This is a genomic window from Streptomyces sp. SCUT-3, from assembly GCF_014083985.1.
Lineage (GTDB): Bacteria > Actinomycetota > Actinomycetes > Streptomycetales > Streptomycetaceae > Streptomyces_H > Streptomyces_H thermolineatus.
In genome coordinates, this window is sequence record NZ_CP046907.1 from 3214667 (window position 1) to 3240324 (window position 25658).

The window sequence follows — 25658 nt, forward strand, 5'->3', positions numbered from 1 at the left end:
GCGCCAAAAGCGGTTTCCTTTTACCGGTAATCCGTTTTCGAAGAAAGGCAAGCCGGTGGCACAGAAGGTCCAGGTCCTTCTTGTTGACGACCTCGACGGCGTCGAGGCCGACGAGACCGTGACGTTCGCTCTCGACGGTGTCACCTACGAGATCGACCTCACCACGGCCAACGCGGACAAGCTGCGCGGCCTCCTCAACCCCTACGTGGAGAAGGGCCGCAAGACCGGCGGGCGCACCGCCCGCGGCCGCGGCCGCGGCGCCGCACGCGGAGCCGGCTCCGGTTCCGCGCAGGACACCGCGAAGATCCGCGCCTGGGCGAAGGAGAACGACCTCGAGGTCAACGACCGCGGGCGCGTCCCGGCCAAGGTCCGCGAGGCCTACGAGAAGGCCCACGCCTGACGGTTCCGGGCGGTCCGCCGCCCGGGCGGCGGGAAGAGCCGCACACGGTGGCAGGCGGTCGCCAGCGCGGCCACCAGCCGTACGAGGTCGGGGGCCCCGCCCCCCGTCCCCCACGCCCGGGCCGGCCCCGGGTGCCCCGGGCACCCCGGGGGCCCGGCGAGGGCGGGCAGCGGAACGGGCCGATCCCCGTCCCCCTCCCCGCCGCGCCGGGCGAGGGGAGGCCTGACCCAGAACGGCTCCCCGGGGCCGCGGGCGGCGCCGGGCAGGGCCGGGGCGGGCATCGACCCGCCGCGCCCCAGGGCCACCAGGTCCAGGGAGACCCCGCCCCACTCCAGCCAGTCGAGCAGCCCGGGCAGCTCCTCCGCGCCGCCGGGGGCGACCAGCAGCCGCATCCTGGCCCCGTGCCGCACCACCGGCCCGGCCGCCGGGCCGGGCAGCCGGCCGAGCACCTCGTCCCCGGCCGCGGCGGGCACCTCCAGCACGTCGAAGCGCACGCCGGTCGCCAGGTGCGGACGCCCCGGACCCGAACCCGGACCCGAACCCGGACCACCCGGACCCGGGGTCGCGGGCCAGCCCAGGCGCGCCCCGTACCAGGCCGCCGCGTCCGCCGCATCCTGCTCGGTCGCCGACACACCCTGAGCAACTGCCGACTTGCGCCCCGGTTACGCTTGGTGCCGGAGGGGATACCGCCGGTACCGGCCCGCATGGACCTGCGGTGGGCGGGGGTAGGACTCCGAACACACGGAAAACACGGGGCGGACGACCGGCGTTCGCCACGGGCGTACTGAATGACAGTGCATCCGGTTGGCCTGCGGGAACATCAACCCGCACCATCGGGTTGGAGCTGTTGTCGGCTGTTCGGGGGATGAGACCGCGGACGGGTGTCGACGGTTGAAGTGAGCTGTCCCTTCCCCGGGACTAGCATGCGGAAGGACAGGGAGGGGACCGTCCCCGATCTGCCTGACCGCTCTGAGGAGCGATTAACGATGTTCGAGAGGTTCACCGACCGTGCGCGGCGGGTTGTCGTCCTGGCTCAGGAAGAAGCCCGGATGCTCAACCACAACTACATCGGGACCGAGCACATCCTCCTGGGCCTGATCCACGAGGGTGAGGGTGTCGCTGCGAAGGCACTGGAGAGCCTCGGGATCTCGCTCGAGGCGGTCCGCCAGCAGGTGGAGGAGATCATCGGCCAGGGCCAGCAGGCCCCGTCCGGTCACATCCCCTTCACTCCCCGCGCCAAGAAGGTGCTGGAGCTCTCGCTGCGCGAGGCCCTCCAGCTCGGCCACAACTACATCGGGACCGAGCACATCCTGCTCGGCCTCATCCGCGAGGGCGAGGGCGTCGCCGCCCAGGTCCTCGTGAAGCTGGGCGCCGACCTGAACCGGGTGCGGCAGCAGGTCATCCAGCTGCTCTCCGGCTACCAGGGCAAGGAGGCCGCCACTTCCGGCGGGCCGGCCGAGGGCACCCCCTCGACCTCCCTGGTCCTGGACCAGTTCGGCCGCAACCTGACGCAGGCCGCCCGCGAGTCCAAGCTCGACCCGGTCATCGGGCGCGAGAAGGAGATCGAGCGGGTCATGCAGGTGCTGTCCCGCCGCACCAAGAACAACCCCGTCCTCATCGGCGAGCCCGGCGTCGGCAAGACCGCCGTCGTGGAGGGCCTGGCCCAGGCCATCGTCAAGGGCGAGGTCCCCGAGACCCTGAAGGACAAGCAGCTCTACACCCTCGACCTCGGCGCCCTGGTCGCCGGCTCCCGCTACCGCGGTGACTTCGAGGAGCGGCTGAAGAAGGTCCTGAAGGAGATCCGCACCCGCGGCGACATCATCCTGTTCATCGACGAGCTCCACACCCTGGTGGGTGCGGGCGCCGCCGAGGGCGCGATCGACGCCGCCAGCATCCTCAAGCCGATGCTGGCCCGCGGCGAGCTGCAGACCATCGGCGCCACCACGCTCGACGAGTACCGCAAGCACCTGGAGAAGGACGCCGCCCTCGAGCGCCGCTTCCAGCCCATCCAGGTCGCCGAGCCGTCGCTGCAGCACACCATCGAGATCCTCAAGGGCCTGCGCGACCGGTACGAGGCGCACCACCGCGTCTCCATCACCGACGCCGCGCTGGTCTCGGCCGCCACCCTGGCCGACCGCTACATCTCCGACCGCTTCCTCCCGGACAAGGCGATCGACCTGATCGACGAGGCCGGCTCCCGGATGCGCATCCGCCGCATGACCGCGCCGCCGGACCTGCGCGAGTTCGACGAGAAGATCGCCGACGTGCGCCGGGACAAGGAGTCCGCGATCGACTCGCAGGACTTCGAGAAGGCCGCCTCCCTGCGCGACAAGGAGAAGCAGCTCCTCGCGCAGAAGGCGAAGCGGGAGAAGGAGTGGAAGGCCGGCGACATGGACGTCGTCGCCGAGGTGGACGAGGAGCTGATCGCCGAGGTCCTGGCCACGGCCACCGGCATCCCGGTCTTCAAGCTCACCGAGGAGGAGTCCTCGCGCCTGCTGCGCATGGAGGACGAGCTCCACCGCCGCGTCATCGGCCAGGAGGACGCCATCAAGGCGCTCTCCCAGGCGATCCGCCGCACCCGCGCCGGCCTGAAGGACCCCAAGCGTCCCGGCGGCTCGTTCATCTTCGCCGGCCCCTCCGGCGTCGGTAAGACCGAGCTGTCCAAGACGCTGGCGGAGTTCCTCTTCGGTGACGAGGACGCGCTCATCCAGCTCGACATGTCGGAGTTCGGCGAGAAGCACACCGTCTCGCGGCTCTTCGGCTCGCCCCCCGGCTACGTCGGCTACGAGGAGGGCGGCCAGCTCACCGAGAAGGTGCGCCGCAAGCCGTTCTCCGTCGTCCTCTTCGACGAGGTCGAGAAGGCCCACCCGGACATCTTCAACTCGCTGCTGCAGATCCTGGAGGACGGTCGCCTGACCGACTCCCAGGGCCGGGTCGTGGACTTCAAGAACACGGTCATCATCATGACCACCAACCTCGGCACCCGGGACATCTCCAAGGGCTTCAACCTCGGCTTCGCGGCCGCGGGCGACGTCAAGACCGGGTACGAGCGGATGAAGGCCAAGGTCGGCGAGGAGCTCAAGCAGCACTTCCGCCCCGAGTTCCTCAACCGCGTCGACGACATCGTGGTGTTCCACCAGCTGTCCGAGGAAGACATCATCAAGATCGTCGACCTCATGGCCGCCAAGGTGGACGAGCGCCTCAAGGACCGCGACATGGGCCTGGAGCTGCGCCCGGAGGCCAAGAAGCTGCTCGCCAAGAAGGGCTACGACCCGATCCTGGGCGCCCGGCCGCTGCGCCGGACGATCCAGCGGGAGATCGAGGACAGCCTGTCCGAGAAGATCCTCTTCGGCGAGCTGCGCCCCGGCCACATCGTCGTCGTGGACGTCGAGGGCGAGGGCGAGGACAAGAAGTTCACCTTCACCGGCGAGGAGAAGGCGACCCTGCCCGACACCGCGGCCGTCGCGGGCGCCGGCGGCCCGGACCTCACCAAGGGCTGACGGCCCCGGCGCCACCCGCCCCGCGGGAGGCGCCACAGCGAACGGGGGCGGCCCCGGACCTCCGGAAGAGGTCCGGGGCCGCCCCCGTTTCCCGCGTTCCCCGTCCGGGCCCCCGCCGACGGCACGTGTTCAGCAGGCATTCGGTGCCCCTGCCGCAGCCCGGACTCCGGCCGACCGCCGGGCGTCGAGTGCGGCTTCGGGCGACGGGTCGGGTACGAGGACGCCCATCAGGCGGCACCAGGCCCTGGTACGCCCGCTTCCGATGTCCAGGGACCAGGCGGAGGCCAGCTCCTGGACGATCCCGAGGCCGCGGCCGTCCTCCGCCACGGCCGGGGGCAGGTCCGTGCGGGTCCGCAGCTCGGGCCGTGACCGGCAGCCGCCGTCGACAACCGTGATCTCCACCTCCGCACACCCCGTCGGGCCGGTCTCCCAGCCCATGGCCAGTACCAGAGGAGGACTCCCGTGCCGGAAGGCATTGGTGGCCAACTCGGAGCAGACCAGTCCGACGTGCTCCGGCAACTCATCACCCCGCAGATCGGACACCGCGACGGTCGCCGCCTCCCGGGCAGCCCGGGCGGCCCGGGGGCTGAAAGGCAGGGACATGATCAGGTGGCCCCGAGGTTGGACGGCGGAGCAGTGATCCACGCTCTCGACTCCTTTCGCACTGAGCCCGTGGCCTCCGAGGCTCGGGCGGATTGGGCCCAGTGAACTGCCCATGGGGCCGCGCAGGGGACTCCGTGAGGTGACTCCATGTTGGAGTCGCGTTGCGGAGAGTGTCTCTAGGATGGAGGGCCGCTGCCTCGGGGGCTTTGATGGAAAACCACTCGCAGGATCCGCATGACGTCGTAGCCGGGCTTCTCGACGATCAACGGTTGCTCGCCGCCTGCGCGGAGCGGGACATGGGTGCCCTCTTCCGCATGCTCAACCACAGAGGTGTCAGCACACGCCGGATCGCTGCCGCCGTGGACCTCTCACAGGGACGGCTCTACGACTACATGAACGGTCGTACCCGTGTGGAGAAGCTTGCTCTGTTCGAGAAGATCGCGGATGCCTTCCATATCCCCGGCCACCTGCTCGGCCTCGCCCGTCGCCCCTGGGAACCGCAGGCTGTAGAGCCGCAGCACCAGGAAACCGGCTCGGTTCCGGCCGGTGAAGGCCTGGTAGCCGTGGAAGCCTTCCGGAACGCGGACCGCCGGGCAGGAGGAGGTCGGCTGTACACGGCGGTGACACAACACCTCGGCAGTCATGTGGCTCCACGGCTGGTCAGCGCTTCCGGCGGACCGCACGTCTTCGCGGAAGCGGCTGCCCTCACGGAGATGGCGGGCTGGATGGCCCACGACTCCGGAAACGACGACCTCGCGGGCCGGCGCTTCGCCCGTGCGCTTCCCCTTGCCCGTGCATCCGGTGACCTGCCGCTGGCCGCGAACATCACTGCGAGCAGCAGCCACCTCGCGCTCCAGGGCGGGGATCCGGCCGTCGCCGTGCACTGGGCCCGGACCGGCCTGGACATCGTCGGCCGAACTCCACGGCCCGCCTCACTCATGGCCCGCCTGCACGCCATGCTGGCACGTGCGCTGGCGGCGGCAGGCCAGCACGAACCGGCGGTCCGCGAACTCGGAAAAGCCCACGACGACATCGAGGCGCCGACGAGCCCCCATGACCCGTGGCTCAGCCCCTTCGACGCGGCCGCACTGGCAGGGGAGGCCGCAATGGTCCTGCGGGACCTCGGACAGTACGACGCCGCACTGCGCCACGCGGAACGCGCGGTCGTGCTGCGCGAGGAGGGGCGGGTGCGTTCCCTCGCGCTCTGCCGGATCACGCTTGTCGACATCCACGTTCACCGGAACGATCTCGACGCGGCTCTCCACGCCGGCCGTCACCTGCTGACCACCGACCCTGCTCTCGCCTCGGTGCGCGTTGTCCACCAACTGCACGAACTGCGAAGGCTGCTGGAAACGAGGCGCGCATACCGGCCTGTCCGGAAATACCTCGAACACTTCGACGAGGCAAGGCGGACAAGAATGCTGCTGCTGGCCGACATCATCACGCCGTCCCGGGGAGGCACCCCTTGACGAGGCCCACACCCGCTGACCCCGAGGCCTGGAACGCCTACCTCGCAGAGGGCAATGCCACTCAACCGCGCAAGCGAGTCGCCGCCGATGTCCTGCTGCGCGATCCCGCCGGACGGGTCCTCCTGGTCAAGCCGACCTACAAGCCCGGCTGGGACCTGCCCGGAGGCATGGCCGAGGCCAATGAGCCACCGCACGAGGCAGCAGTACGGGAGCTCCGCGAAGAACTGGGGTTGACGATCACCCTGCACGCCCTGCTCGTCGTGGACTGGGTACCCCCGCACGGTCCGTGGGACGACCAGGTCTCCTTCGTCTTCGACGCGGGGACCGTCGGCCACGCCCGGGCCTCCGGGCTGAAGCCCCAGGACGGGGAACTCTCCGAGGTGGCATTCGTGCTGCCCGAGCAGGCCGCCGGACTGCTCCCATCCCGGCTGCGCCGCCGCTTTGAGACGGCGGTACGAGCACTCACCACCGGCCGCCCCACCTACCTGCACGACACACAACCGGTCTGGCCGGCGGAACCCGCCCGTCGGGAACCTTTGGAGCAGCCGTGAATTCCGCACGCCGCCGGCAGGACGTGAAGGCGGAAGCCCACCGGTTCAATCCGGCCCTGGCGGATCTGCAGAAACAGGCCGAGGCTCGTGCCGAGCTGGACGCCTGCATCGCCGATCACCTGGCGCGCACCGATTCCGGCGTCAGTCCTGAAGAGCGGTGACCTCCGTTCCGGGAAGATCCTCCCGGGCCCGGCTCACGGATTCCGGAGGAACCTCCAGGCGGCTCAGAGCGGGGAACAGGCGGGGAAGCAGAGGAAGGTCCCCGTCCTCGTCCACGTCGTGCAGGAAGAGCGTTCGTACTGTCGGCAGGGGCGGGAGGGATGTTTCGCCCCTGGGCAGTTGTATCCGGAGGGAAAGGAACGACAGGAGCGGAAGCCGCGCGAGCCCCTGCCAGTCGGATGCGGCGAGTTGCTCGCCGCCGGAGCCCAGGCTGAGCCCTTCCAGGGAGCTGAATGCGCCGATACCGGCCAGTTCCCCACCGGACACACGGCGCAGAACGAGTGTTGTCAGCGGGGCGTTCCGGGGAAGCGCGTCCAGGCCTTTCGGGGGAAGTGGCTGGGCGATGACCAGGTTCGTCAGCGAGTTCAGCGAGTCCAGCCCGGTGAGATCTCCTCCGGCTTCCAGGAGTTCGAGGGATTCCGGACCAAGTGGCCCGAGGGGAGTCAGGTCCTCGACCCCGGGACAGAAATAGAGACCGAGCATCCTCAGGCGCGGCAGGCCCACCAGGAATCCGAGATCCTTCAGGGCGGGGTTGTTGTGCAGAACCAGCTGCTCCACGAGGCCGGGGTCGAGGTACCGCTTCAGGACGCCGGGCGGGAGCGGGCCGCCCACCTGCATCCAGGCCCGTCCGCCCATCCCGGCGAGCAGCCGCAGCTCCTCCTCCGACTCGGCAGTGAAGTACAGGCCGTCCTGGCGCAGCCTGGAGATGACCTCCTGGGCGTACAGGCCGGTCTCGTAGCGGCTCCATGCGTGCGTGAGTTGGGCGCGGACCCGCACGTGGGGATGGTCGGTGTAGCGGGCCAGGAGGGGGATCGCGGCCTCGGAGGGGATCAGGGAGGCAGCGACGACCACCGCGTGGGCCTCGTCGTCGGTCAGGCCCTCCGGGCCGGGGAGGAGGCCGAGGACGACGGGGCCGAGGGATGCGAGCGCACGGGCCTCCTCGACGCTGCGCGGGGGTATGAGGGCGGAGGCGCGGTCCTCGACGAGGGTGCGGACGGCCGGGTCGAGTTCGGTGGCGTGCTCCAGGCAGGCCATGGCCAGCAGGTGCAGGCGGGTCCGGTGGGTCTTGACCTTGTCCCCGCGGGCGACGAGCTTCTTCAGCAGGCGGGCGCGTTCGGCGGGGCGGGCGTGGCCGACGGCCATGCGCAGCACGTCCTCCCACTGGTCGTGGTGGGCGTTGCGGACCATGAGGTCGAAGTCGCGCTCCTCCACGGCGGCCTTGGCGCCCAGGTAGTCCTGGAAGGTGCGGTGGACGAAGTCGACGGCGCCCTCGACCGGCTCGCGCAGCAGCCCGCTGCGCACCAGCAGGTGGCGCAGTACCTGTTCCGCGTCGCCCTGCGCGGCGACGTGCGGCATGGCGGGCAGGGCGGCCCCGACCAGGTCGAGGGCGTCCTCGCGGTCCATCTCGGCGCGGCCGTTGCGGATCAGCCAGTAGGCGAGCTTCTGCAGCAGCTGGACCTGCGGTTCCTCGGACAGCTGGATGCCGTCGGGGGAGCCGATGTCCCGCTCGCGGTCGCGCCGGGACAGCAGCATCGACAGCGCCGCGTCGTACAGCTCCTTGCGGCCGTGGGGCAGGTAGCCGCGGCGGTCGCGGTGCAGGGCGCAGACCAGCCCGCACATCAGCGGGTTGGTGGCCAGCCGCCCCAGGTCGGGCTGGGTGCGCACGGCCTCGGTGAGGGAGCGACGGTAGCCGTCGAGGCGCTCCAGTTCCTCCGGGTCGTCGCAGCCGGCGCGGGCCGCGTCGTGCCAGCGCCCGACGAAGGAGACCACGTCGGCGCGGCCCATGGGGGACAGGGTCAGGTCGGTGAAGCCCTCGCCGGCCAGCCAGGAGCCGGTGACGGCCGAGGGGCGGGAGGTGACCAGCCAGCGGTTGCCGGGGCAGGCGATGAGCAGGTCGCGCAGCCACTCGCGGGCCTGCCCGCGCTCCCGCTCCCCGATCTCGTCCAGGCCGTCGACGAGCAGCAGTCCGCGCCCGGCGGACAGCACCCGGTCCGCCCAGCCGGGCGGCTGGGCGGCGGCGAACGGGGTGCGGACGGCGGCGAGGAAGCCGTCGGGGGAGGGCAGCGGCGCGCCGCCGCGGCACAGGGTGCGCAGCGGCAGGACGAACGGCACCCGCCCGCCGCCCCGGGCCCGCCCCTCCCTGGCGGCGGTGACGGCCAGCCACTGCACCAGGGTGGTCTTGCCGGATCCTGCGGCGCCGCGCAGCAGCACCCGGTCGTGGTGCTCCAGCACCTGGTCGGCGGGGCGTGGCGCGCCGGGGCCCGAGGAACCGGCGGCGGGGGCGCCGCCACTGTCGGGGAAGGACCCGGAGGGGACCGGGGAGTGCTCGGGCGCGGTGGCCTCCAGGCTCAGGTAGGCGGTGTCCAGGGGCCAGGCGGCCCGGGAGGGGCCGTGCAGGTCGATGCCGTAGATGGTGAGCGTGGAGTGCTTGGCGGCCACGTACTCGCGGTAGCGGGCCTCGAAGGCCGCGTCGGGGTCGGCGGGGGCCGTGGACAGCTCGTGGACGCTGCCCACGGCCCGGTGCTCCCGCAACGCGTCCCGGAAGCCGTCGGAGTTCAGGAGGGCCCCGACGGGCACGGCCTCGACCCGTGAGTGCTGCCAGTGGTGCGGGTCGGTGCTGACGACCCCGACGAGCGCGTCCCCCGAGAACACGGCCGCGCCGGACATGCCCGCCCAGGGCGATCCGCCGCCGCCCACGACGGGCGCGCCGTGGGCGCTGTCCAGGACGTACCGGCCGCGGATCATGCCGGAGCCGGGCTTGAGCGTGCCGATCAGCTGCTCGCTCTCCAGCCGTCCGTCCGCGTCGCGCTGGGCCCGGGGGAACCCGACGGCCTGACAGTCCGGAAGGGGGTCGAGCGAGGAGGTCACCCCCCAGCGCAGGGGCGCGAAGCGGGCGGAGTCGCCGGGCCGGACGAGGTCGCCGCAGGCGAGGAGGAGCGCCACGTCGTGGGCGGACCAGACGATGTCGCAGGGGGTCTCCCCGCGGCCCCCGGGGACCACGGCGCGCGTCGCCCCGGCGGCCCGGGCCCGGTCGTGGTCGACCACGTGCGCGGCGGTCAGGACCAGGCGGGGGGTGAGGAGGTAGCCGCTGCCCTGCCTGCCACCGGCGAGGACGGCGGCCGTGCGTTCCCTCACCGGGCCCACGTGTGGCCCTCGTCGTCGTGGGCGATCTCCCAGCCCCCTCCGGTGCGCCGGTCCCTGGGCCTGAGGGTGACGGTGACCCGGTGGGTGCGGGTGCGGCCGGCGCCCGCCTCGGCCTCGCCGGAGACCACCCAGGCCTTGACGCCGGTGCGCGCCCTGGCGTCCCGGCGCATCTCGACGGAGAGCTCCAGCTCGATGTCGCCGACCTCGAAACGCAGGTCCTCGCCCGCGCCCAGCTCGGCCGCGGCCATCAGGTCGTCGCGGATGGAGACCACCGCGTCGACGAGTTCGAATCCGTTGCCGGGGCCGTTGCCCGGAGTTTCCTGTGCCATCGCATTCCCCGTGGTCGCCCGCGCGTGTCCTGTTTCACTTTTCCCGCCGGGCCGCCGGTGAGGTCGGCCACAGGGGGCTGAACGTCTACTACCGACTTTAGTGGCGGCCCTCCGGGCGGAGGTGGGATCCGGTCCTTCGCCCGGAGGGCCGCCCCCGTCCTCTGCGGCCCTTGAAGCGGGAGATCGGGGTGTTTCTTCCCGTTTTCGCTGTGTGTATGACTTCTTTTTGTCTTTGTGGATCTATCTGATGATACGAGGAGACTTAGTATTTACGTGATTGATTATTGCTGGTTGCACCGCTTACAACGGTTTCGTCCGTTTGGTTCGACCAGCTCTAGGTGGATTGCCTGTGATCACCCGTTCCGTCCTCCGAAACGCCCGCGTCCAGGCTGCCGTCGCGGCCACCCGCACCGCCGTCCGCAGCACCCGCGTCCAGGCCGGCGCCCTTGCGGCCTGCACCGTGCTCGGCGCCGTCGGCACCAGCGGAGTGGCCCACGCGAGCGGGGCGCAGAGCGTCCTGGGTGTCGGCCCCTCCGCGTCGGTCCTGGCCCGCACGGTCTCCGCCCCGGCGGCCGGGCAGCAGGACACGGTCCCGGGCAAGGAGACGGAGCAGCAGCGCGAGGTCGAGGCCCGCACCGACATCGGCGACGGCTCGCGCGCGTCGCGCGACTCCGGCCGGGCCGCCCTCGGGGCCGGACCGGAGAAGCCCGGGAAGCCCGAGCCGAAGAAGGCCGAGCCGAAGAAGGCGGAGCCGAAGAAGGTCGCACCGAAGAAGGCCGCGCCGAAGCCGGTGAAGCGGACGGGGCCGTCGCCGCAGGGCTGGACCTCGCCCGTCCAGGGCGCGTACCAGCTGTCCGCGAGCTACGCGCAGTCCGGCGGCCGCTGGGCCTCCAAGCACAGCGGCCAGGACTACGCGGTGCCGACCGGCACGGGCATCAACTCCGTCGCGGCCGGCACGGTCGTCACGGCAGGCTGGGGCGGCGCCTACGGCAACAACATCGTCGTGCGCCACAGCGACGGCCACTACAGCCAGTACGCCCACCTGTCGTCGATAGGCGTCAACGTCGGCGAGCGCGTCGGGGCGGGGGAGAGGCTCGGCCTGTCCGGCTCGACCGGCAACTCCACCGGTCCGCACCTGCACTTCGAGATCCGGACCACCCCGTACTACGGCTCCTCGATCGAGCCGATGTCCTTCCTGCGCAGCCGCGGCGTCACGGGCTGACGCCGGGCGCGGCGGTCGGCCGCGAAGCGTCCCCGGGTCCGCGGACCCGGGGACGCTTCGCATGTGGTGCGGCCGGTGCGCCCGGTGCGGCCGGCGTGGTCAGCGTGGTGCGGCCGGGGCCAGGGGGAGCCGGTACACGCCGTCGGCGACCGGTTCCACCAGGCCGTCGGCGACCAGGCCGTCCAGGGCGCGCGCCCGCTGCACCGGCTCGTCCCACACCGCGTCCAGGGCGGCCTGCGGCACCGGGCCGGTCGCCTCCCGCAGCACCGCCAGCAGCTTGCCGCGCACCTGGCGATCGGTGCCCGCGTAGGTCTGGCCGCGGCGCGGCGGGCCGTCGTGGGGCGGGCTGCCGGCGAGCCGCCAGGAGCAGTGGGCGAGGACGGGACAGCGCGCGCACTGCGGGCTGCGGGCGGTGCACACCAGTGCGCCCAGCTCCATGGTCGCGGCCGCCCAGCGGGCCGCCGTCGCCTCGTCGTCCGGCAGCAGCGCGTGGGCCGTGCGCCGCTCGGCCGCGGTCGTGGCGTTCGCCGGGTACTCGACGCCGGTGACGGCGCGGGCGAACACGCGGCGGACGTTGGTGTCCATGACCGCGTGCCGCTGCCCGAACGCGAAGGACGCGACGGCCGCGGCGGTGTACTCGCCGACCCCGGGCAGGGCGAGCAGGGCCGCGTGGTCCTCGGGGACCTCGCCGCCGTGCGTCTCGGTGATCGCGGTCGCGGCGGCGTGCAGCCGCAGCGCCCGGCGCGGGTAGCCCAGGCGCCCCCAGGCCCGCACGGCCTCGCCCGGGGGGTCGGCGGCGAGCGCGGCGGGGGTGGGCCAGCGGGCCGTCCACTGCTCGTAGACCGGCAGCACACGGCTCACCGGGGTCTGCTGGAGCATGAACTCGCTGACCATCACGCCCCAGGGCCCGGCCTCCGGACGGCGCCACGGCAGGTCGCGGGCGTTCTCCTCGAACCAGTCGAGGATCGGTTCGTGCAGCAGGCCCGCGGCGCGGGCGGCGTCCGCGGCGTTCGGTCCGCCCGTGGACCGCGCGGCGTCAGTGGTTTCCGGTATGCGTGGCATGGCGCGTCCGATCCTCCCACGAGGCACCGGCAGGACCGGAATCCGATCATCGCCCGGGCGGTAAAGGTGATGATCCGGAAAGAGTGCGCGTGGTACGGCGGGTGCTGCACGGCAACACGGTTGATCTCCCCTAGAGTTCGGGTGTGGGTTCCCTGCGGCAACCGGTCGGTCCTCTGCCCTCGTCGATCTACTGGCGACGAAGGGCAGTTGTGGCCTGCCTGCTCGCCCTCGTCATAGCGCTGGCGGTGTGGGCCGTCATGGCCGGCGGGGGAGGCGACAACACCAACGCGGGCGGCACGGACCGCCCGAAACCCGCCCCCTCCATCACCCCCGGCCCCGGCTCCAGCAGCCCCGCGGTCACCGAGCGACCCGGCGGCGGCCTGCCCGGCGGGGGCGGCGACGGCGGCTCCGACGGCTCCGGCGGCGACGCGGAGGGCTCCGGCGGCACCGGCGGCTCCGGCGGCGGGGACGGGGAGGACGGCGAGAACGCCGACGGCGCCCCCGGAAGCGGCAGCGGCAGCGGCGGCGGCACAGGCTCCGGCGGGAAGGGCGCGGGGAGCGGTTCCGGCGGCGGCTCGCAGGCCGCGGCCTCCCTGCCCGGCTGCGACGCGGACGACGTCCGGCTCAGGCTGCGCAGCGTCAAGAACTCCTACGAGCCGGGCGAGAAGCCCGAGTTCGAACTCACCGCCACCAACTCCGGCCGCGACTGCAGGATCGACGTCGGGCCGACGGCCGCGGTCGTCACCATCACGGACGTCGACGACGACCGGGTGTGGTCCTCCAAGGACTGCCCGAAGAGCCGGGCCGCCGTCCTGCTGCGGGTGCCCGCGGACGGCAGCACGGTGCACACCTTCGAGTGGGACCGCCGCGGCAGCAGCCCGAAGTGCGCCACGCCCTCCGGGGCCAAGGCGGCGCCGGGCACCTACCTGGTCAAGGTCGACGTCCCCGGCCTCGGCACCAAGCGGGTCTCGTTCGTGCTGGCCGCCAGCTGACGGCACTGCCGACTGGCGGCACCGCTACCGGGCCGGAAACACCACGGGCCGGCGTCCGCGGGAGCCCCGCGGACGCCGGCCCGGAACGTTTCCGGCCCGCCGGTCGGACGGTCAGACGTAGCGTTCGAGGATCGAGGACTCGGCGAGCCGGGACAGCCCCTCGCGCACGGTGCGGGCGCGGGCCTCGCCGACCCCCTCGACGGTCTGCAGGTCGTCGACGCTGGCGGCCAGCAGCTTCTGCAGCCCGCCGAAGTGCTCCACCAGCCGCTCGATGACGGTGTTGGGCAGCCGCGGGACCTTCGCCAGCAGCCGGTAGCCGCGCGGGCTGACCGCCGAGTCCAGTGCCTCCGGCGACCCGGTGTAGCCCAGCGCCCTGGCGACCGCGGGCAGCTCCAGCAGCTCGGTCTGGGGCAGCGCGTCGAGGTCGGCCAGCACCTCGGAGACGGTGCGGCCGCGACGGCCGCCCTTCTCCGGCACGTAGTCCCGCGCCACCAGCTCGCGCTCCGGCTCCACGCCCGCGATCAACTCGTCGAGCTGGAGGGAGAGGAGACGGCCGTCGGTGCCCAGCTCCACCACGTACTCGGCGATCTCGGCGGCGATCCGGCGCACCATCTCCAGCCGCTGCGCCACCGCCGTGACGTCCCGGACCGTCACCAGGTCCTCGATCTCCAGGGCGGAGAGCGTGCCCGCGACCTCGTCCAGGCGCAGTTTGTACCGCTCCAGGGTCGCCAGCGCCTGGTTGGCGCGGGAAAGGATCGCGGCGGAGTCCTCCAGGACCCGCCGCTGGCCGCCGACGTACAGGGCGATCAGCCGCATGGACTGGCTGACCGAGACGACGGGGAAGTTGGTCTGGCGGCTGACCCGCTCCGCCGTGCGGTGGCGGGTGCCCGTCTCGGTGGTGGGGATGGACGGGTCGGGGACCAGCTGGACGCCGCAGCGCACGATCTTGGTGATGTCCTTGTCCAGGATCACCGCTCCGTCGAGCTTGCACAGCTCCCGGAGCCTGGTCGCGGCGAACTCCACGTCCAGCACGAAGCCGCCCGTGCACAGGGACTCCACGGTCTTGTCCATGCCGAGGACGATCAGACCGCCGGTGTTGCCGCGCAGGACGCGCTCGAGGCCGTCACGCAGTGCCGTGCCCGGTGCGACGGCGCTCAGCGAGGCCCGCATCAGGCTGTCGGCGCCGGAGCCCCCTACGTTCTTCTGGGGGGCGGATGCCCGGTCGATGGGTGGCACTGCTTTCCTCCGGTCGCAGGTCCTTCCACGGCAAGGCGGTCCCGGTGGACGAGACCTGGGCAAAGTTTACCGTTGCGAACCGCCGGAACGCGGGGCCCTCTGCCGCAGTACCCGCAGTGCGTCCCCTATGTCCGCCACCTCCGTGACCTTCATGCCCTGCGGTACTTTGCCCGGATCCGGCGGCACCAGGGCCTGGGTGAACCCGAGCCGGGCGGCCTCGCTGAGCCGGCGCTGCACGCCGGTGACCCGCCGCACCTCCCCGGCGAGTCCCACCTCGCCGATCGCCACCAGGTTCTGCGGCAGCGGCCTGTTGCCGGCCGCGCTGGCCAGGGCCAGGGCGATCGCCAGGTCGGCGGCGGGCTCGCCGAGCCGCACGCCGCCCACGGTGGCGGTGTAGATGTCCTGCTTGCCGATGCGGTTGATCCCGCCGCGCTCCTCCAGGACCGCCAGGATCATCGACACGCGGGAGGTCTCCAGGCCGGAGGTGGTGCGGCGCGGCGTGGGGATCTCCGACCCCACGGTGAGCGCCTGCACCTCGGCCACCAGCGGCCGGCGGCCCTCCAGGGTGACCGTCAGGCAGGTGCCGGGGACCGGCTCGTCGCGCCGGGTCAGGAACAGCCCGCTGGGGTCGGCGAGCCCGGTGATGCCCTCGTCGTGCAGTTCGAAGCAGCCGACCTCGTCGGTCGCCCCGTAGCGGTTCTTCACCCCGCGGACCAGGCGCAGCCGGGCGTGCCGGTCGCCCTCGAACTGCAGCACCACGTCGACCAGGTGCTCCAGCAGCCGGGGGCCGGCGATCGCGCCGTCCTTGGTGACGTGGCCCACCAGCAGCGTGGACATGCCCCGCTCCTTGGAGGCGCGGATCAGCGCGCCGGCGACCTCGCGGACCTGGGCCATGCCGCCGGGCGCGCCGTCGATCTCCGGGGAGGCGACCGTCTGCACCGAGTCCAGGACCAGCAGGGCGGGCTTGACGTCGTCGATGTGGCCCAGCACGGCCGACAGGTCGGTCTCGGCCGCCAGGTAGAGGTGGTCGCTGAGCGCGCCGATGCGGTCCGCGCGCAGCCGCACCTGGCCGGCCGACTCCTCGCCGGTGACGTAGAGGGTGGGGAGCTCCTCGGAGGCGGCCTTGGCGGCGACGTCGAGCAGCAGCGTGGACTTGCCGACGCCGGGCTCGCCCGCCATCAGCACCACCGCCCCCGGCACCAGCCCGCCGCCGAGCACCCGGTCCAGCTCGTCCACGCCGGTGGGGCGGGCGGTGGCCACCTTGCCGTCCACCTGCCGGATCGGACGGGCGGGAGCGGTCACCCGCCCCGCCGCGGTGGTCCGCACGGCGGGGGCGCCGAACTCCTCCACCGTCCCCCACGCCTGGCACTCCGGGCAGCGGCCCTGCCACTTCGCGGTGGTCCAGCCGCACTCGGTGCAGCGGTAGGACGGGCGGTCCTTGGCGGACGGGCGGGAGGTACGGGCAGCCATGCCGTTCACCGTAGCGCCCGGGTCGGACAGTCCCCCTGCCGTCGGCTCCTCCTCCGGGACGCACCGCCGCGCCTGCCGTCCCCGCCGCGGAGCCCGCGGGGGACCGCCGGAAACCCGCGAGGGCACGGAGAACCGCCACTATTCACCCGTAGGGCCGGTGTCGATGTTCTCTTTCGGCGGGAAGTCACACTCGAAAGGGTTAATGACGGCCGTGCGGGCCGTTCCCGGCTGCGCGTCGCCCTACCGTCGGCGAGTGATGAGCAGGCCCGAGTCACAGACGAACTCCACCGGTACCCGCCGGGCCGAGGCCCGCCGGCACCGCATGCCGCCGGGCGGGCGGCCGTGCCCCCCGCCCCCGCCCACTCACGGGCAGGAAGGGCAGGAGGGGACCGCCCTCCCGCCCGCGCACGGGCAGGAGGGGACCGCCCTCCCGCCCGTCCGCGGGCGGGCGGGGACCAGCGTGCGCAGACGCGCACCGGGCGGCCCCACCCTGCCCCAGCAGCCCCCCGCCCACTACGACCGCTACCTCGACGGCCTGTTCACCTACTGCCTCTCCGTCCTGTGCGACCACGACGCCGCCACCGCCGCCCTCGGCGACGCCCTGGCCCTGGCCGAGCGCCACCAGGCCCGGCTGCGCAACCTCGAACTGCGCCGCCCCTGGCTGTACGCCCTCGCCCGCTACGCCTGCCTCGGCCGCCTCTCCGGAGCGGCCGAGGCAGGCGGACGCGTGCTCCCCGGGAGCCGGACGGAGGACGGGCGCGACGCCCACGGGGCCGCCCGGGACGCGGCCGACGCCGCGGCCGCCCGCAGCATCGCCCGCATCGAGGCCCAGCGCCGCACCGAACTGGCCTCCCTCGCCTGGCCGGAGGCCGCGGGCACCGTTCCCGAGCAGCGCGAGGCGCTCGAACTCGCGGTCCGCCACCAGCTCCCGGTCCACGAGATCGCGGCCGTCCTCGGCATCGAGACCGACGCGGCGGGCGTCCTGCTCTCCCGGGCGGCCTGCGAGGTGGAGCGCACCAGGACGGCCCTGGCCGTGGTCGGGATCGGCCGCTGCCCCGCCGTGGCGGACCTGGCCGGGGACCGCCGGCTGCTGCTGGGCACCGCGCTGCGCCGGGAACTGGTCCGGCACGTCGACGAGTGCGCGGACTGCCGCCTCACCGCGGAGCACGCCGTGGCGGCCGGGCCGTGGCCCGGCACCGTCACCCCCGCCGTCCTGGGCCTCGTCCGGGCCCCGCGGGCGGAGACGCACGTCGCCATGGTGCGGGCCGCGCGGGCCTGGCGGGACAACCGCTCCTTCCCCGCGTCGCCCGCCCCGCGCTTCGACCGGCGCGGGTTCCCCCTGGAGTTCAAGGACCGAGCGGCCCGCCGGGCCGCGCTGCGCAGCCGCGCCGTCACCACGACCGTGGTGGCCGCCGTCGTCGCGGCACCGGTGCTCGCCCTGTGGGCCGCCTACCGCAGCGGCGGCCACGAGATCGAACGGCAGAACACCACCCCGGTCTCCGCGACCGAGCGGGACACCACCGGCGGCGACGGGCCCGGGGGCCCCGGCGGCCCGCCCGCCGGCCCCGGCGGCTTCCTCCGGGCCCCTGGCGCCCCGGGAACCGCCGACGGGAGGAGGCCCTCGGGGGACCGCGTGCACGGCGGTGCCACCGCCACCGCGTCGCCCTCCGCCCCGCCGTCGGACGGGCCCGGGGACACCCGGGCCCGCGAGACCCCGGCCGCGGGCCGGCTCGACGTGACGGCGGGGACCGACGGCACCTCCACCGTGATCACGCTCACCGCCTCCGGCACGGCACCGGTCCACTGGACCGCCGACGCGGCGGACGCCTGGATCCGGCTCAGCAGCAGGTCCGGCGTGCTGCGGCCCGGGGAGTCCGCGGAGATCACCGTGACCGTCGACCGCGACCGGGAGCCGGCCGGCGAGTGGAGCTCCCGGGTGCTGATCGGCCCCTCGGGGACCGCGGTCACCGTCGTGGGCCGCGGGGCCGACCCGCAGCCCGCCCCCGAACCGGAACCGGACCCCGAGCCGGAGCCGACCGGGTCGCAGCCCGCCCCCGGGGCCTCGGAGCCCGCCTCGGCCCCCCGGGAGGCCTCCTCCCCGTCGGCCTCGCCGGACCAGTCGGCCTCGTCGGACCCGCCGGGCCCTTCCGCACCGTGATCCGCACCGCGGGCCGGCCCGGCCGCGGAGTCGGCCCGGCCGCGGGGCCGGGTCCGCCGGCCGAGGGGCCGGGCCGGGTCCGCCGACCGCGGGGTCAGGCCGGGTCGGCCGGGTGCGGGGCCATCGGCAGGAGCGAGGCGAGCCGCTCCTCGCACAGCTCCACCAGCCTCGCGTACCCGGCCCCGCCCATCAGCTCGGTCAGCTCCGGCCGGTACGACACGTACACCGGCTCCCCGGCGCCGTGCGCCGACACCGCACCGGTGCACCACCAGTGCAGGTCGTGCCCGCCGGGGCCCCAGCCGCGCCGGTCGTACTCGCCGATCGAGACCACCAGCACCTGCGTGTCGTCGGGCCGGTCCACCCACTCGTAGGTGCGCCGGACCGGCAGCTGCCAGCACACGTCCGGCTTCAGCTCCAGCGGCTCGCGGCCCTCCCGCAGCGCCGTCGAGTGCAGCGCGCAGCCCGTGCCGCCGGGGAAGCCGGGGCGGTTGTGGAAGATGCACGCGCCGTCGACGACGCGGGTCTGCCGCTCGCCGTCCTCGTTTACCTCGACGATCCCGTCCCGCACGCCGACGTCGTGCAGCTGCCAGGTCTGCGGGGTGAGGCGGGCGGCGTGCCCCAGCACCCGCGCCTCGTCCTCCTCGTCGGAGAAGTGCGCGCCCAGCGAGCAGCAGCCGTCGCTCGCCCGGCCCTCCACGATGCCCTGGCAGCCCTTCCCGAAGATGCAGTTCCAGCGGGAGGTCAGCCAGGTCAGGTCGCAGCGGAAGAGCTGCTCCTCGTCCGCCGGGTCGGGGAACTCGACCCAGGCGCGGGCGAAGTCCAGCCCCGCCTCGTCCGTCCGCGCCGCCTGCGCGGACACCGGGCCGCCGTGCTGCTTCTCGGAGCCGTCCGCCCCGCTCACCTTCGCCACGAATCCAGGTTAAGCGCTCGAACGTCACGGACCGGGCACTGCCGCCGTCCGCCCCCGCACGGGACCGCGCGCCCACGCGGCGGGCACGCCGCAGTAGGTTGACCTGCCATGAGACTCGGTGTCCTGGACGTGGGATCGAACACGGTCCACCTGCTGGTCGTGGACGCGCACCCCGGTGCGCGGCCGCTGCCCGCCTATTCGCACAAGGCCGAACTGAGGCTGGCCGAACTCCTCGACGCCGACGGGGCGATCGGACCGGCCGGGGTCGACCGGCTGACCTCCCAGGTCGCCGAGGCCATGACGGTGGCCGAGGACAAGGGCGTCGAGGACGTCCTGCCGTTCGCCACCTCCGCGGTGCGCGAGGCCACCAACGGCGAGGAGGTGCTCGACCGCGTCGAGGCCGCGACCGGGGTGCGCCTGCGGGTCCTCTCCGGCGAGGACGAGGCGCGGCTGACGTTCCTGGCCGCCCGGCGCTGGTACGGCTGGTCGGCCGGCCGGCTGCTGGTGCTCGACATCGGCGGCGGCTCGCTCGAGGTCGCCCTCGGCATCGACGAGGACCCCGACCGCGCGGTGTCCCTGCCGCTGGGCGCCGGCCGGCTGGCCCAGAAGTGGCTGCCCTCCGAGCTGCCGTCGCCCGAGGAGGTGCGGGCCCTGCGCCGGCACGTCCGCGCCGAGATAGCGCGGGTGGTCGCCGAGTTCAGCCGCCTGGGCAGCCCCGACCACGTCGTCGCCACCTCCAAGACCTTCAAGCTGCTGGCGCGCATCGCGGGCACGCCGACGGCGCGGCCGGTGCCCGACGGGGCCTGCGTCCAGCGGATGCTCGGCCGCACGGCGCTGGAGGAGTGGGTGCCCAGGCTCGCCGCCATGAGCGACGAGGAGCGGGCCGCGCTGCCCGGGGTCTCCGCCGGCCGCGCCCGCCAGCTGCTCGCCGGAGCCCTGGTGGCGGAGGCGTCCATGGACCTCCTCGGCGTCGACGGCCTGGAGATCTGCCCCTGGGCGCTGCGCGAGGGCGTCATCCTGCGCGAGATCGACCTCATGCGCAGCGGGGCGCGATGACGCGCGCCCGGCCCCGCCCGGCGGCGGGCGCACACGGGGACGGCCCGGAGAAGTAACCCCGCCTCCCGGTGTGAAGTTCACCGCTGTACGAGCGCGGAACCACTCCCTCATAGGGTTGTGTCGCTACTCGTATCAGGTGTCGGCGGCGACGAAGGACAGCGCATCCATGACCGGTTACGCACCCCACCCCCACGTCGGAGGGCGCGGCGCGGTACTGCAGCTGCTGGCGGCCTGGCGGATGGCGTGGCCCGGGACGCCCCGGGTGATCGTGATCACCGGGGCGCCGGGCAGCGGACGCTCCCGGCTGGTGGCCGGGTTCCTGATGCTGTGCGACCCGCGGGCCCGCGCCCGGCTGCCCCTGGGCGACATGGACCCCTCCGCGGTCCCGCCCGAGGGCCCCGCCCCCCTCGTGGCCGACCCCCGGGGACGCACAGCCGGCGCCGTAATGCGCCTGATCGCCGAAGCCCTGGAGCCCGGGACGCCGGCCGGCCCCGACGGCGCCCCGGCAGGGGAGGCCGGGACGGAGGACCTCCTGGCCGCGGTCGCCCGCACCGGCGAACCGGTGAGCGTCGTCGTCCCCGACGTGGACCTCGCGGGCCCGCTGCGCACCGTCGACGGACCGGCCCGCCTGGTGCGCGAGGTCCTCGGCCCCCTGGCCCGCACCGGTACCGTGCAGCTGCTGGCCGACGTGCCCCGCCCCCTGGTCGGCGCGCTCACCGACGGCCTGCCCGTCGGGTCCTTCCTGGTCGTCGACCTCGACGACCCGCAGTGGGCCGACCCCGAGGGCCTCGTCCGCCAGGCCGAACACGCCCTCGACCCGGACACGGGCGCGCCGCCGCTGCCGTTCACCACCGACCCGCATGCCCGCCGCGAACTCGCCCGCGCGGTCGCCGACCGGGCGGCCGGCAACCGGCTCACCGCGCACCTGGCCGTCCACAGCATCCTGATGTGCCCCGAGGGCTTCGACCCCGCCGACCCCGGACAGCTCCCGCGCGACGTCGCGGAAGCCGTCGACCTGCACGCCCGCCGTCTCGGCGCCGACCCGGCCCTCCTGCGGCAGGCCCTCACCCCGCTGGCCTTCGCCGAGGGCGACGGCCTGCCCTTCAAGCTGTGGGGGAGGCTGGCGAGCGCCGCCGCCGGACGGGACCTGCGCCCGACCGTCACCGGGGCCCCGGAGCTGACCGGCCCGTTCATCGACTCGGCGGAGGACGAGGACGGCCGCACCCTGCTGCGGCTGCTCCACCCCGCCATCGGCGACGCGGTCCGCGCGGCCGCGGGCGACCCCGCCCCCGTGCAGCGGGCGATCACCGAGGCCCTGCTGGACACCGTCCCCGCGCGGTCCTCCGGCACCGGCCGGGACTGGACGGGCGCCACCGCCTACGCCCGGGACCTGATCGCCGGCCACGCCCTGCAGGCCGGACTGCTGCCCCGGCTCCTGGACGACCCCGGCCTGGTCGTCGCCGCCGACCCCGTCGCCCTGCACGCCGCGGCCGAGGCCGCCGCCGGGGCCGCGGCCGGACACACCGCCGGGCACACCGTCGGATCCGGGGCGCAGGGCACGGAGCCGGGAAGCGGGCTCACCCCCGCCGGCCGCACCTACCTGCGCACGGCCCCGCTGCTCGTCCGCCTCCGGGCCGCACCGCGCGAACGCGCCGCCCTGCTGGAGTCGGCCTACACCGAGGACACCCTCACCGAGCACGCCACGGCCATGCACCACCTCGGCTTCGACCTGCCGTGGCGCACCGCCTGGAGCCTGGACTTCCCCGGCATCGGCGCCGCCGCCGTCGGCACGCTCCCGGCAGGGGCCGGCGGCCCGCAGCCGGTCGCCGTCCTCACCGTGCCCGCGGGCACCCCGGGGGCCCGTCCCCTGGGCGGGGAGGCGGCCCTGGTCTACGGCCTCCACTCGCCGACCTGGTACGACGTGGACCCCGCGGCGGTCGAGCGGCCCACCGAGGAGGCGCGGGCCGCCGCGCCCTGCGTGCTCGAACGGGACGCCGACCGGCTCCGGGTGCGGGAGCGCGCCACCGGAAGGGTGGCCGCCGTACTCGTCCCGGACTCCCCGCTCACCGGCGCCGACCTGGCGGCCGACGGGACCCTGCTGGTCGCCACCGCCCGCGGCGCGAAGGTCCTGCAGATCCGCCCGCCCGCCCCGCCCCTGCCGCACCAGGCCGGCCACCCGGCCGACGACCGGGCCGACGACCGGGACGACCGGCCGGCTGGCCGTTCCGTTCCGCACTGACCCCGGCGGCGCCGTGCCCCGCCCCGCCGCCGCGGCCCCATTGCGGCGGTCCCGTCGCGGCGGCTTCGGTACGGCGCCGGCGCGGGCGGGGTGCGGGACGGACGGGACGAAGTGGCGGCACGCACACCGGCATCAGTGCCGTCGCCGCCGCCCGCCGCCGTACTCTGTTCGTCGTGGCTGAACCAGTGGACCCCCAGGAGTTCGACGGTGCTGCACGCTGGAGCGCGGTGCGCCCGCCCGGAGCGAAGGTCGCCCTGTCCACCGCCTCCGTGTACCCCGAGTCGACCGCGACGGCCTTCGAGATCGCGGCCCGGCTCGGCTACGACGGCGTCGAGGTGATGGTGTGGACGGACCCCGTCAGCCAGGACGTCGAGGCGCTCAGGCGTCTCTCCGACTACCACGGCATCCCGATCCTGGCCGTCCACGCCCCCTGCCTGCTGATCACCCAGCGGGTGTGGTCCACCGACCCGTGGACCAAGCTCCAGCGGGCCCGCACGGCGGCCGAGGCGCTGGGCGCCTCCACCGTCGTCGTCCACCCGCCGTTCCGCTGGCAGCGCCAGTACGCCCGGGACTTCGTGCGCGGCGTGTGGCGGATGGCGGACGAGACCGACGTGCGCTTCGCGGTGGAGAACATGTACCCCTGGCGCTACCGCGACCGGGAGATGCTGGCCTACGCCCCCGACTGGGACCCCACCAAGGAGGACTACCGGCACTTCACGGTGGACCTGTCGCACACAGCGACGGCCCGCAACGCCGCGCTGGAGATGGTCGACCGGATGGGCGACCGGCTGGCCCACGTGCACCTGGCCGACGGCACGGACTCGGCCAAGGACGAGCACATGGTGCCGGGCCGCGGCAACCAGCCGTGCGCCGAGCTGCTGCAGGGGCTCGCCGCCCGCGGTTTCGACGGCCACGTCGTCTGCGAGATCAACACCCGCCGTGCGATCTCGGCCGCCGAGCGGGAGGCGGACCTCGCCGAGGCCCTGGCCTTCACCCGGAAGCACCTGGCCCAGGCCGCCCCCCTGCCCCGCCGGTAGGAACCCGCCGCACGCCGGCACCCCCGGCCCCACACCGGCACCCCCGGCCTCGCGACGGCCGTCGTCCGGCCGGGGAGGACCACGGAGCGGCCGGTTCCGTCCGCAGTGCGGACAGGTCGTCCCACCTGTCGGCCGCGAGGCGTACCCTCGAAGGACCGGCAAGGAACGCGAACGAGACGAGTGGAGCTACCGTGCCCGAGCTGAGGTCACGTACGGTCACCCACGGCCGCAACATGGCGGGCGCCCGCGCGCTCATGCGGGCATCCGGCGTGGCGGGCGAGGACATCGGCAAGCCGATCGTCGCGGTGGCGAACTCCTTCACCGAGTTCGTGCCCGGCCACACGCACCTCCAGCCGGTCGGCCGGATCGTGAGCGAGGCGATCAAGGCCGCCGGCGCCGTGCCCCGCGAGTTCAACACCATCGCGGTCGACGACGGCATCGCCATGGGCCACGGCGGCATGCTCTACTCCCTGCCCTCCCGGGACCTGATCGCCGACTCCGTGGAGTACATGGTGGAGGCGCACTGCGCCGACGCCCTGATCTGCATCTCCAACTGCGACAAGATCACCCCGGGCATGCTGATGGCCGCCCTGCGCCTCAACATCCCCACCGTCTTCGTCTCCGGCGGCCCGATGGAGTCCGGCCGGGCGACGCTGGTCGACGGCACCGTCCGCACGCTCGACCTGGTCGACGCGATCTCCGACGCCGTCAACGACAAGATCTCGGACGAGGACATCCTCCGCATCGAGGAGAACGCCTGCCCGACCTGCGGCTCCTGCTCCGGCATGTTCACCGCCAACTCGATGAACTGCCTGACCGAGGCCATCGGCCTCTCCCTGCCCGGCAACGGCTCCGTCCTCGCCACCCACACCGCCCGCAGGGCGCTGTACGAGGACGCCGCGCGCACGGTCGTCGACATCACCAGGCGCTACTACGAGCAGGACGACGAGACGGTCCTGCCCCGCTCGATCGCCACCTTCGCGGCCTTCGAGAACGCCATGGCCCTCGACATCGCCATGGGCGGCTCGACCAACACGATCCTGCACCTGCTGGCGGCCGCCCAGGAGGCGGGCGTCGAGTTCGGCCTCGACGAGATCGACGCGGTCTCGCGCCGCGTGCCCTGCCTGGCGAAGGTCGCCCCCAACGTCGCGAAGAACCGCACGTACTACATGGAGGACGTGCACCGCGCCGGCGGCATCCCCGCCCTCCTGGGCGAGCTGCACCGCGCCGGGCTGCTCAACGAGGACGTGCACTCCGTGCACAGCCCCTCCCTCGCCGACTGGCTCAAGACCTGGGACGTGCGCGGCGGTTCGCCGTCGCCCGAGGCCGTCGAGCTGTGGCACGCCGCACCCGGCTGCGTCCGCTCCGCCACCGCCTTCTCGCAGTCCGAGCGCTGGGAGGCGCTGGACGAGGACGCCGAGAACGGCTGCATCCGCTCCGCCGAGCACGCCTACTCCAAGGACGGCGGCCTCGCGGTGCTGCGCGGCAACCTCGCCGCCGACGGCTGCGTCGTGAAGACGGCCGGCGTCGACGAGTCCATCTGGACCTTCGAGGGCCCGGCCGTGGTCTGCGAGTCGCAGGAGGAGGCCGTCGACAAGATCCTCCGCAAGGAGATCACGCACGGCGACGTGGTCGTCATCCGCTACGAGGGCCCCAAGGGCGGCCCCGGCATGCAGGAGATGCTCTACCCCACCTCCTTCCTCAAGGGCCGCGGCCTCGGCAAGACCTGCGCCCTGATCACCGACGGCCGCTTCTCCGGCGGGACCTCCGGCCTGTCCATCGGCCACGCCTCCCCCGAGGCGGCCTCCGGCGGCACGATCGCCCTCGTCGAGGACGGCGACCGCATCCGCATCGACATCCCCCGCCGGACCATCGAACTGCTGGTCGCCGACGAGGAACTCGCCGCCCGCCGCACCGCCCTGCTGGAGCGCCAGGGCGGCTACCGCCCGGCCGCCCGCGAGCGCAAGGTCTCCGCCGCGCTCAGGGCGTACGCGGCCATGGCCACCAGCGCCGACAAGGGCGCCGTCCGCGACGTCACCGCGCTCGGCTGACCCGCCCGGC

General features: G+C 73.9%; 20 protein-coding genes. 12 read left to right on the forward strand and 8 right to left on the reverse strand.

What is annotated here, in order from left to right:
• The first annotated feature begins 55 nt into the window (after positions 1 to 55).
• Positions 56 to 400, forward strand: coding sequence for an Lsr2 family protein (locus GQS52_RS14165; RefSeq protein WP_182313790.1), 345 nt, complete (start codon positions 56 to 58; stop codon positions 398 to 400).
• Here GQS52_RS14165 and GQS52_RS14170 read toward each other — a convergent pair.
• Positions 379 to 1032 carry an SCO3374 family protein gene (locus GQS52_RS14170; protein ID WP_182313791.1) on the reverse strand — a complete coding sequence of 218 codons (654 nt, stop codon included), beginning with the start codon at positions 1030 to 1032 and terminating at the stop codon, positions 379 to 381. The genes GQS52_RS14165 and GQS52_RS14170 overlap by 22 nt on opposite strands.
• Positions 1033 to 1386: 354 nt before the next feature.
• On the opposite strand from GQS52_RS14170, the gene GQS52_RS14175 reads away from it, so the two are divergent.
• A complete protein-coding gene (locus tag GQS52_RS14175; RefSeq protein WP_182313792.1) occupies positions 1387 to 3900 on the forward strand; it encodes an ATP-dependent Clp protease ATP-binding subunit in 2514 nt (837 codons plus the stop codon).
• A 129-nt stretch (positions 3901 to 4029) separates the two neighbouring features.
• Here GQS52_RS14175 and GQS52_RS14180 read toward each other — a convergent pair whose 3' ends face one another.
• A complete protein-coding gene (locus GQS52_RS14180) occupies positions 4030 to 4545 on the reverse strand; it encodes an ATP-binding protein (protein ID WP_182313793.1) in 516 nt (171 codons plus the stop codon).
• 167 nt (positions 4546 to 4712) lie between these two features.
• On the opposite strand from GQS52_RS14180, the gene GQS52_RS14185 reads away from it, so the two are divergent.
• From GQS52_RS14185 to GQS52_RS14195, 3 genes are read left to right on the forward strand one after another with little or no spacing between them, the layout of a single operon-like run.
• Positions 4713 to 5972 carry a helix-turn-helix transcriptional regulator gene (locus GQS52_RS14185; protein WP_182313794.1) on the forward strand — a complete coding sequence of 420 codons (1260 nt, stop codon included), beginning with the start codon at positions 4713 to 4715 and terminating at the stop codon, positions 5970 to 5972.
• Positions 5969 to 6523: an NUDIX hydrolase gene (locus GQS52_RS14190; RefSeq protein ID WP_182313795.1), complete on the forward strand. Its 555-nt coding sequence runs from the start codon at positions 5969 to 5971 to the stop codon at positions 6521 to 6523. The genes GQS52_RS14185 and GQS52_RS14190 overlap by 4 nt, the downstream gene beginning before the upstream one ends.
• Positions 6520 to 6684, forward strand: coding sequence for a hypothetical protein (locus GQS52_RS14195; protein ID WP_182313796.1), 165 nt, complete (start codon positions 6520 to 6522; stop codon positions 6682 to 6684). The genes GQS52_RS14190 and GQS52_RS14195 overlap by 4 nt, the downstream gene beginning before the upstream one ends.
• On the opposite strand, the gene GQS52_RS14200 is transcribed toward GQS52_RS14195, so the two are convergent.
• Positions 6665 to 9877, reverse strand: a complete 3213-nt coding sequence (locus GQS52_RS14200) for an NACHT domain-containing protein (protein WP_259370772.1) — start codon at positions 9875 to 9877, stop codon at positions 6665 to 6667. The two genes, GQS52_RS14195 and GQS52_RS14200, sit on opposite strands and share 20 nt — an antisense overlap.
• Positions 9874 to 10215, reverse strand: coding sequence for a trypco2 family protein (locus GQS52_RS14205; protein WP_182313797.1), 342 nt, complete (start codon positions 10213 to 10215; stop codon positions 9874 to 9876). The genes GQS52_RS14200 and GQS52_RS14205 overlap by 4 nt, the downstream gene beginning before the upstream one ends.
• A gap of 349 nt (positions 10216 to 10564) precedes the next feature.
• On the opposite strand from GQS52_RS14205, the gene GQS52_RS14210 reads away from it, so the two are divergent.
• The gene (locus GQS52_RS14210) at positions 10565 to 11437 is read left to right on the forward strand and encodes a peptidoglycan DD-metalloendopeptidase family protein (protein ID WP_259370773.1); all 873 of its coding nucleotides are present in this window, start codon (positions 10565 to 10567) and stop codon (positions 11435 to 11437) included.
• 99 nt (positions 11438 to 11536) lie between these two features.
• Here the strand turns inward: GQS52_RS14210 and GQS52_RS14215 are convergent, their stop codons facing one another.
• A complete protein-coding gene (locus GQS52_RS14215) occupies positions 11537 to 12499 on the reverse strand; it encodes an A/G-specific adenine glycosylase (protein ID WP_182313798.1) in 963 nt (320 codons plus the stop codon).
• A 143-nt stretch (positions 12500 to 12642) separates the two neighbouring features.
• Here GQS52_RS14215 and GQS52_RS14220 point away from each other — a divergent pair, with 143 nt between their 5' ends.
• Positions 12643 to 13491 (forward strand): hypothetical protein, encoded by an 849-nt coding sequence (locus GQS52_RS14220; protein WP_182313799.1) that lies wholly within the window; start codon positions 12643 to 12645, stop codon positions 13489 to 13491.
• Positions 13492 to 13602: 111 nt separating this feature from the next.
• On the opposite strand, the gene disA is transcribed toward GQS52_RS14220, so the two are convergent.
• Both disA and radA read right to left on the reverse strand, forming a co-directional pair.
• Positions 13603 to 14727, reverse strand: coding sequence for a DNA integrity scanning diadenylate cyclase DisA (disA, locus tag GQS52_RS14225; RefSeq protein WP_182313800.1), 1125 nt, complete (start codon positions 14725 to 14727; stop codon positions 13603 to 13605).
• 66 nt (positions 14728 to 14793) lie between these two features.
• Positions 14794 to 16197: a DNA repair protein RadA gene (radA, locus tag GQS52_RS14230; protein ID WP_182313801.1), complete on the reverse strand. Its 1404-nt coding sequence runs from the start codon at positions 16195 to 16197 to the stop codon at positions 14794 to 14796.
• A 460-nt stretch (positions 16198 to 16657) separates the two neighbouring features.
• On the opposite strand from radA, the gene GQS52_RS14235 reads away from it, so the two are divergent.
• On the forward strand, positions 16658 to 18355 hold the full coding sequence (locus GQS52_RS14235; RefSeq protein ID WP_182313802.1) for a sigma-70 family RNA polymerase sigma factor: 1698 nt from the start codon (positions 16658 to 16660) through the stop codon (positions 18353 to 18355).
• 94 nt (positions 18356 to 18449) lie between these two features.
• Here GQS52_RS14235 and GQS52_RS14240 read toward each other — a convergent pair whose 3' ends face one another.
• Positions 18450 to 19214: a hypothetical protein gene (locus tag GQS52_RS14240; RefSeq protein WP_182316446.1), complete on the reverse strand. Its 765-nt coding sequence runs from the start codon at positions 19212 to 19214 to the stop codon at positions 18450 to 18452.
• 159 nt (positions 19215 to 19373) lie between these two features.
• Here GQS52_RS14240 and GQS52_RS14245 point away from each other — a divergent pair, with 159 nt between their 5' ends.
• From GQS52_RS14245 to ilvD, 4 genes are all read left to right on the forward strand, one after another.
• On the forward strand, positions 19374 to 20321 hold the full coding sequence (locus tag GQS52_RS14245; protein ID WP_182313803.1) for a Ppx/GppA phosphatase family protein: 948 nt from the start codon (positions 19374 to 19376) through the stop codon (positions 20319 to 20321).
• Between the two features lie 166 nt (positions 20322 to 20487).
• Positions 20488 to 22560: an ATP-binding protein gene (locus GQS52_RS14250; RefSeq protein ID WP_182313804.1), complete on the forward strand. Its 2073-nt coding sequence runs from the start codon at positions 20488 to 20490 to the stop codon at positions 22558 to 22560.
• A gap of 227 nt (positions 22561 to 22787) precedes the next feature.
• On the forward strand, positions 22788 to 23597 hold the full coding sequence (locus GQS52_RS14255; RefSeq protein WP_182316447.1) for a sugar phosphate isomerase/epimerase: 810 nt from the start codon (positions 22788 to 22790) through the stop codon (positions 23595 to 23597).
• Between the two features lie 191 nt (positions 23598 to 23788).
• Entirely contained in the window at positions 23789 to 25648 is a 1860-nt protein-coding gene (ilvD, locus tag GQS52_RS14260) for a dihydroxy-acid dehydratase (protein WP_182313805.1), read from the forward strand.
• Positions 25649 to 25658 lie beyond the last annotated feature (10 nt).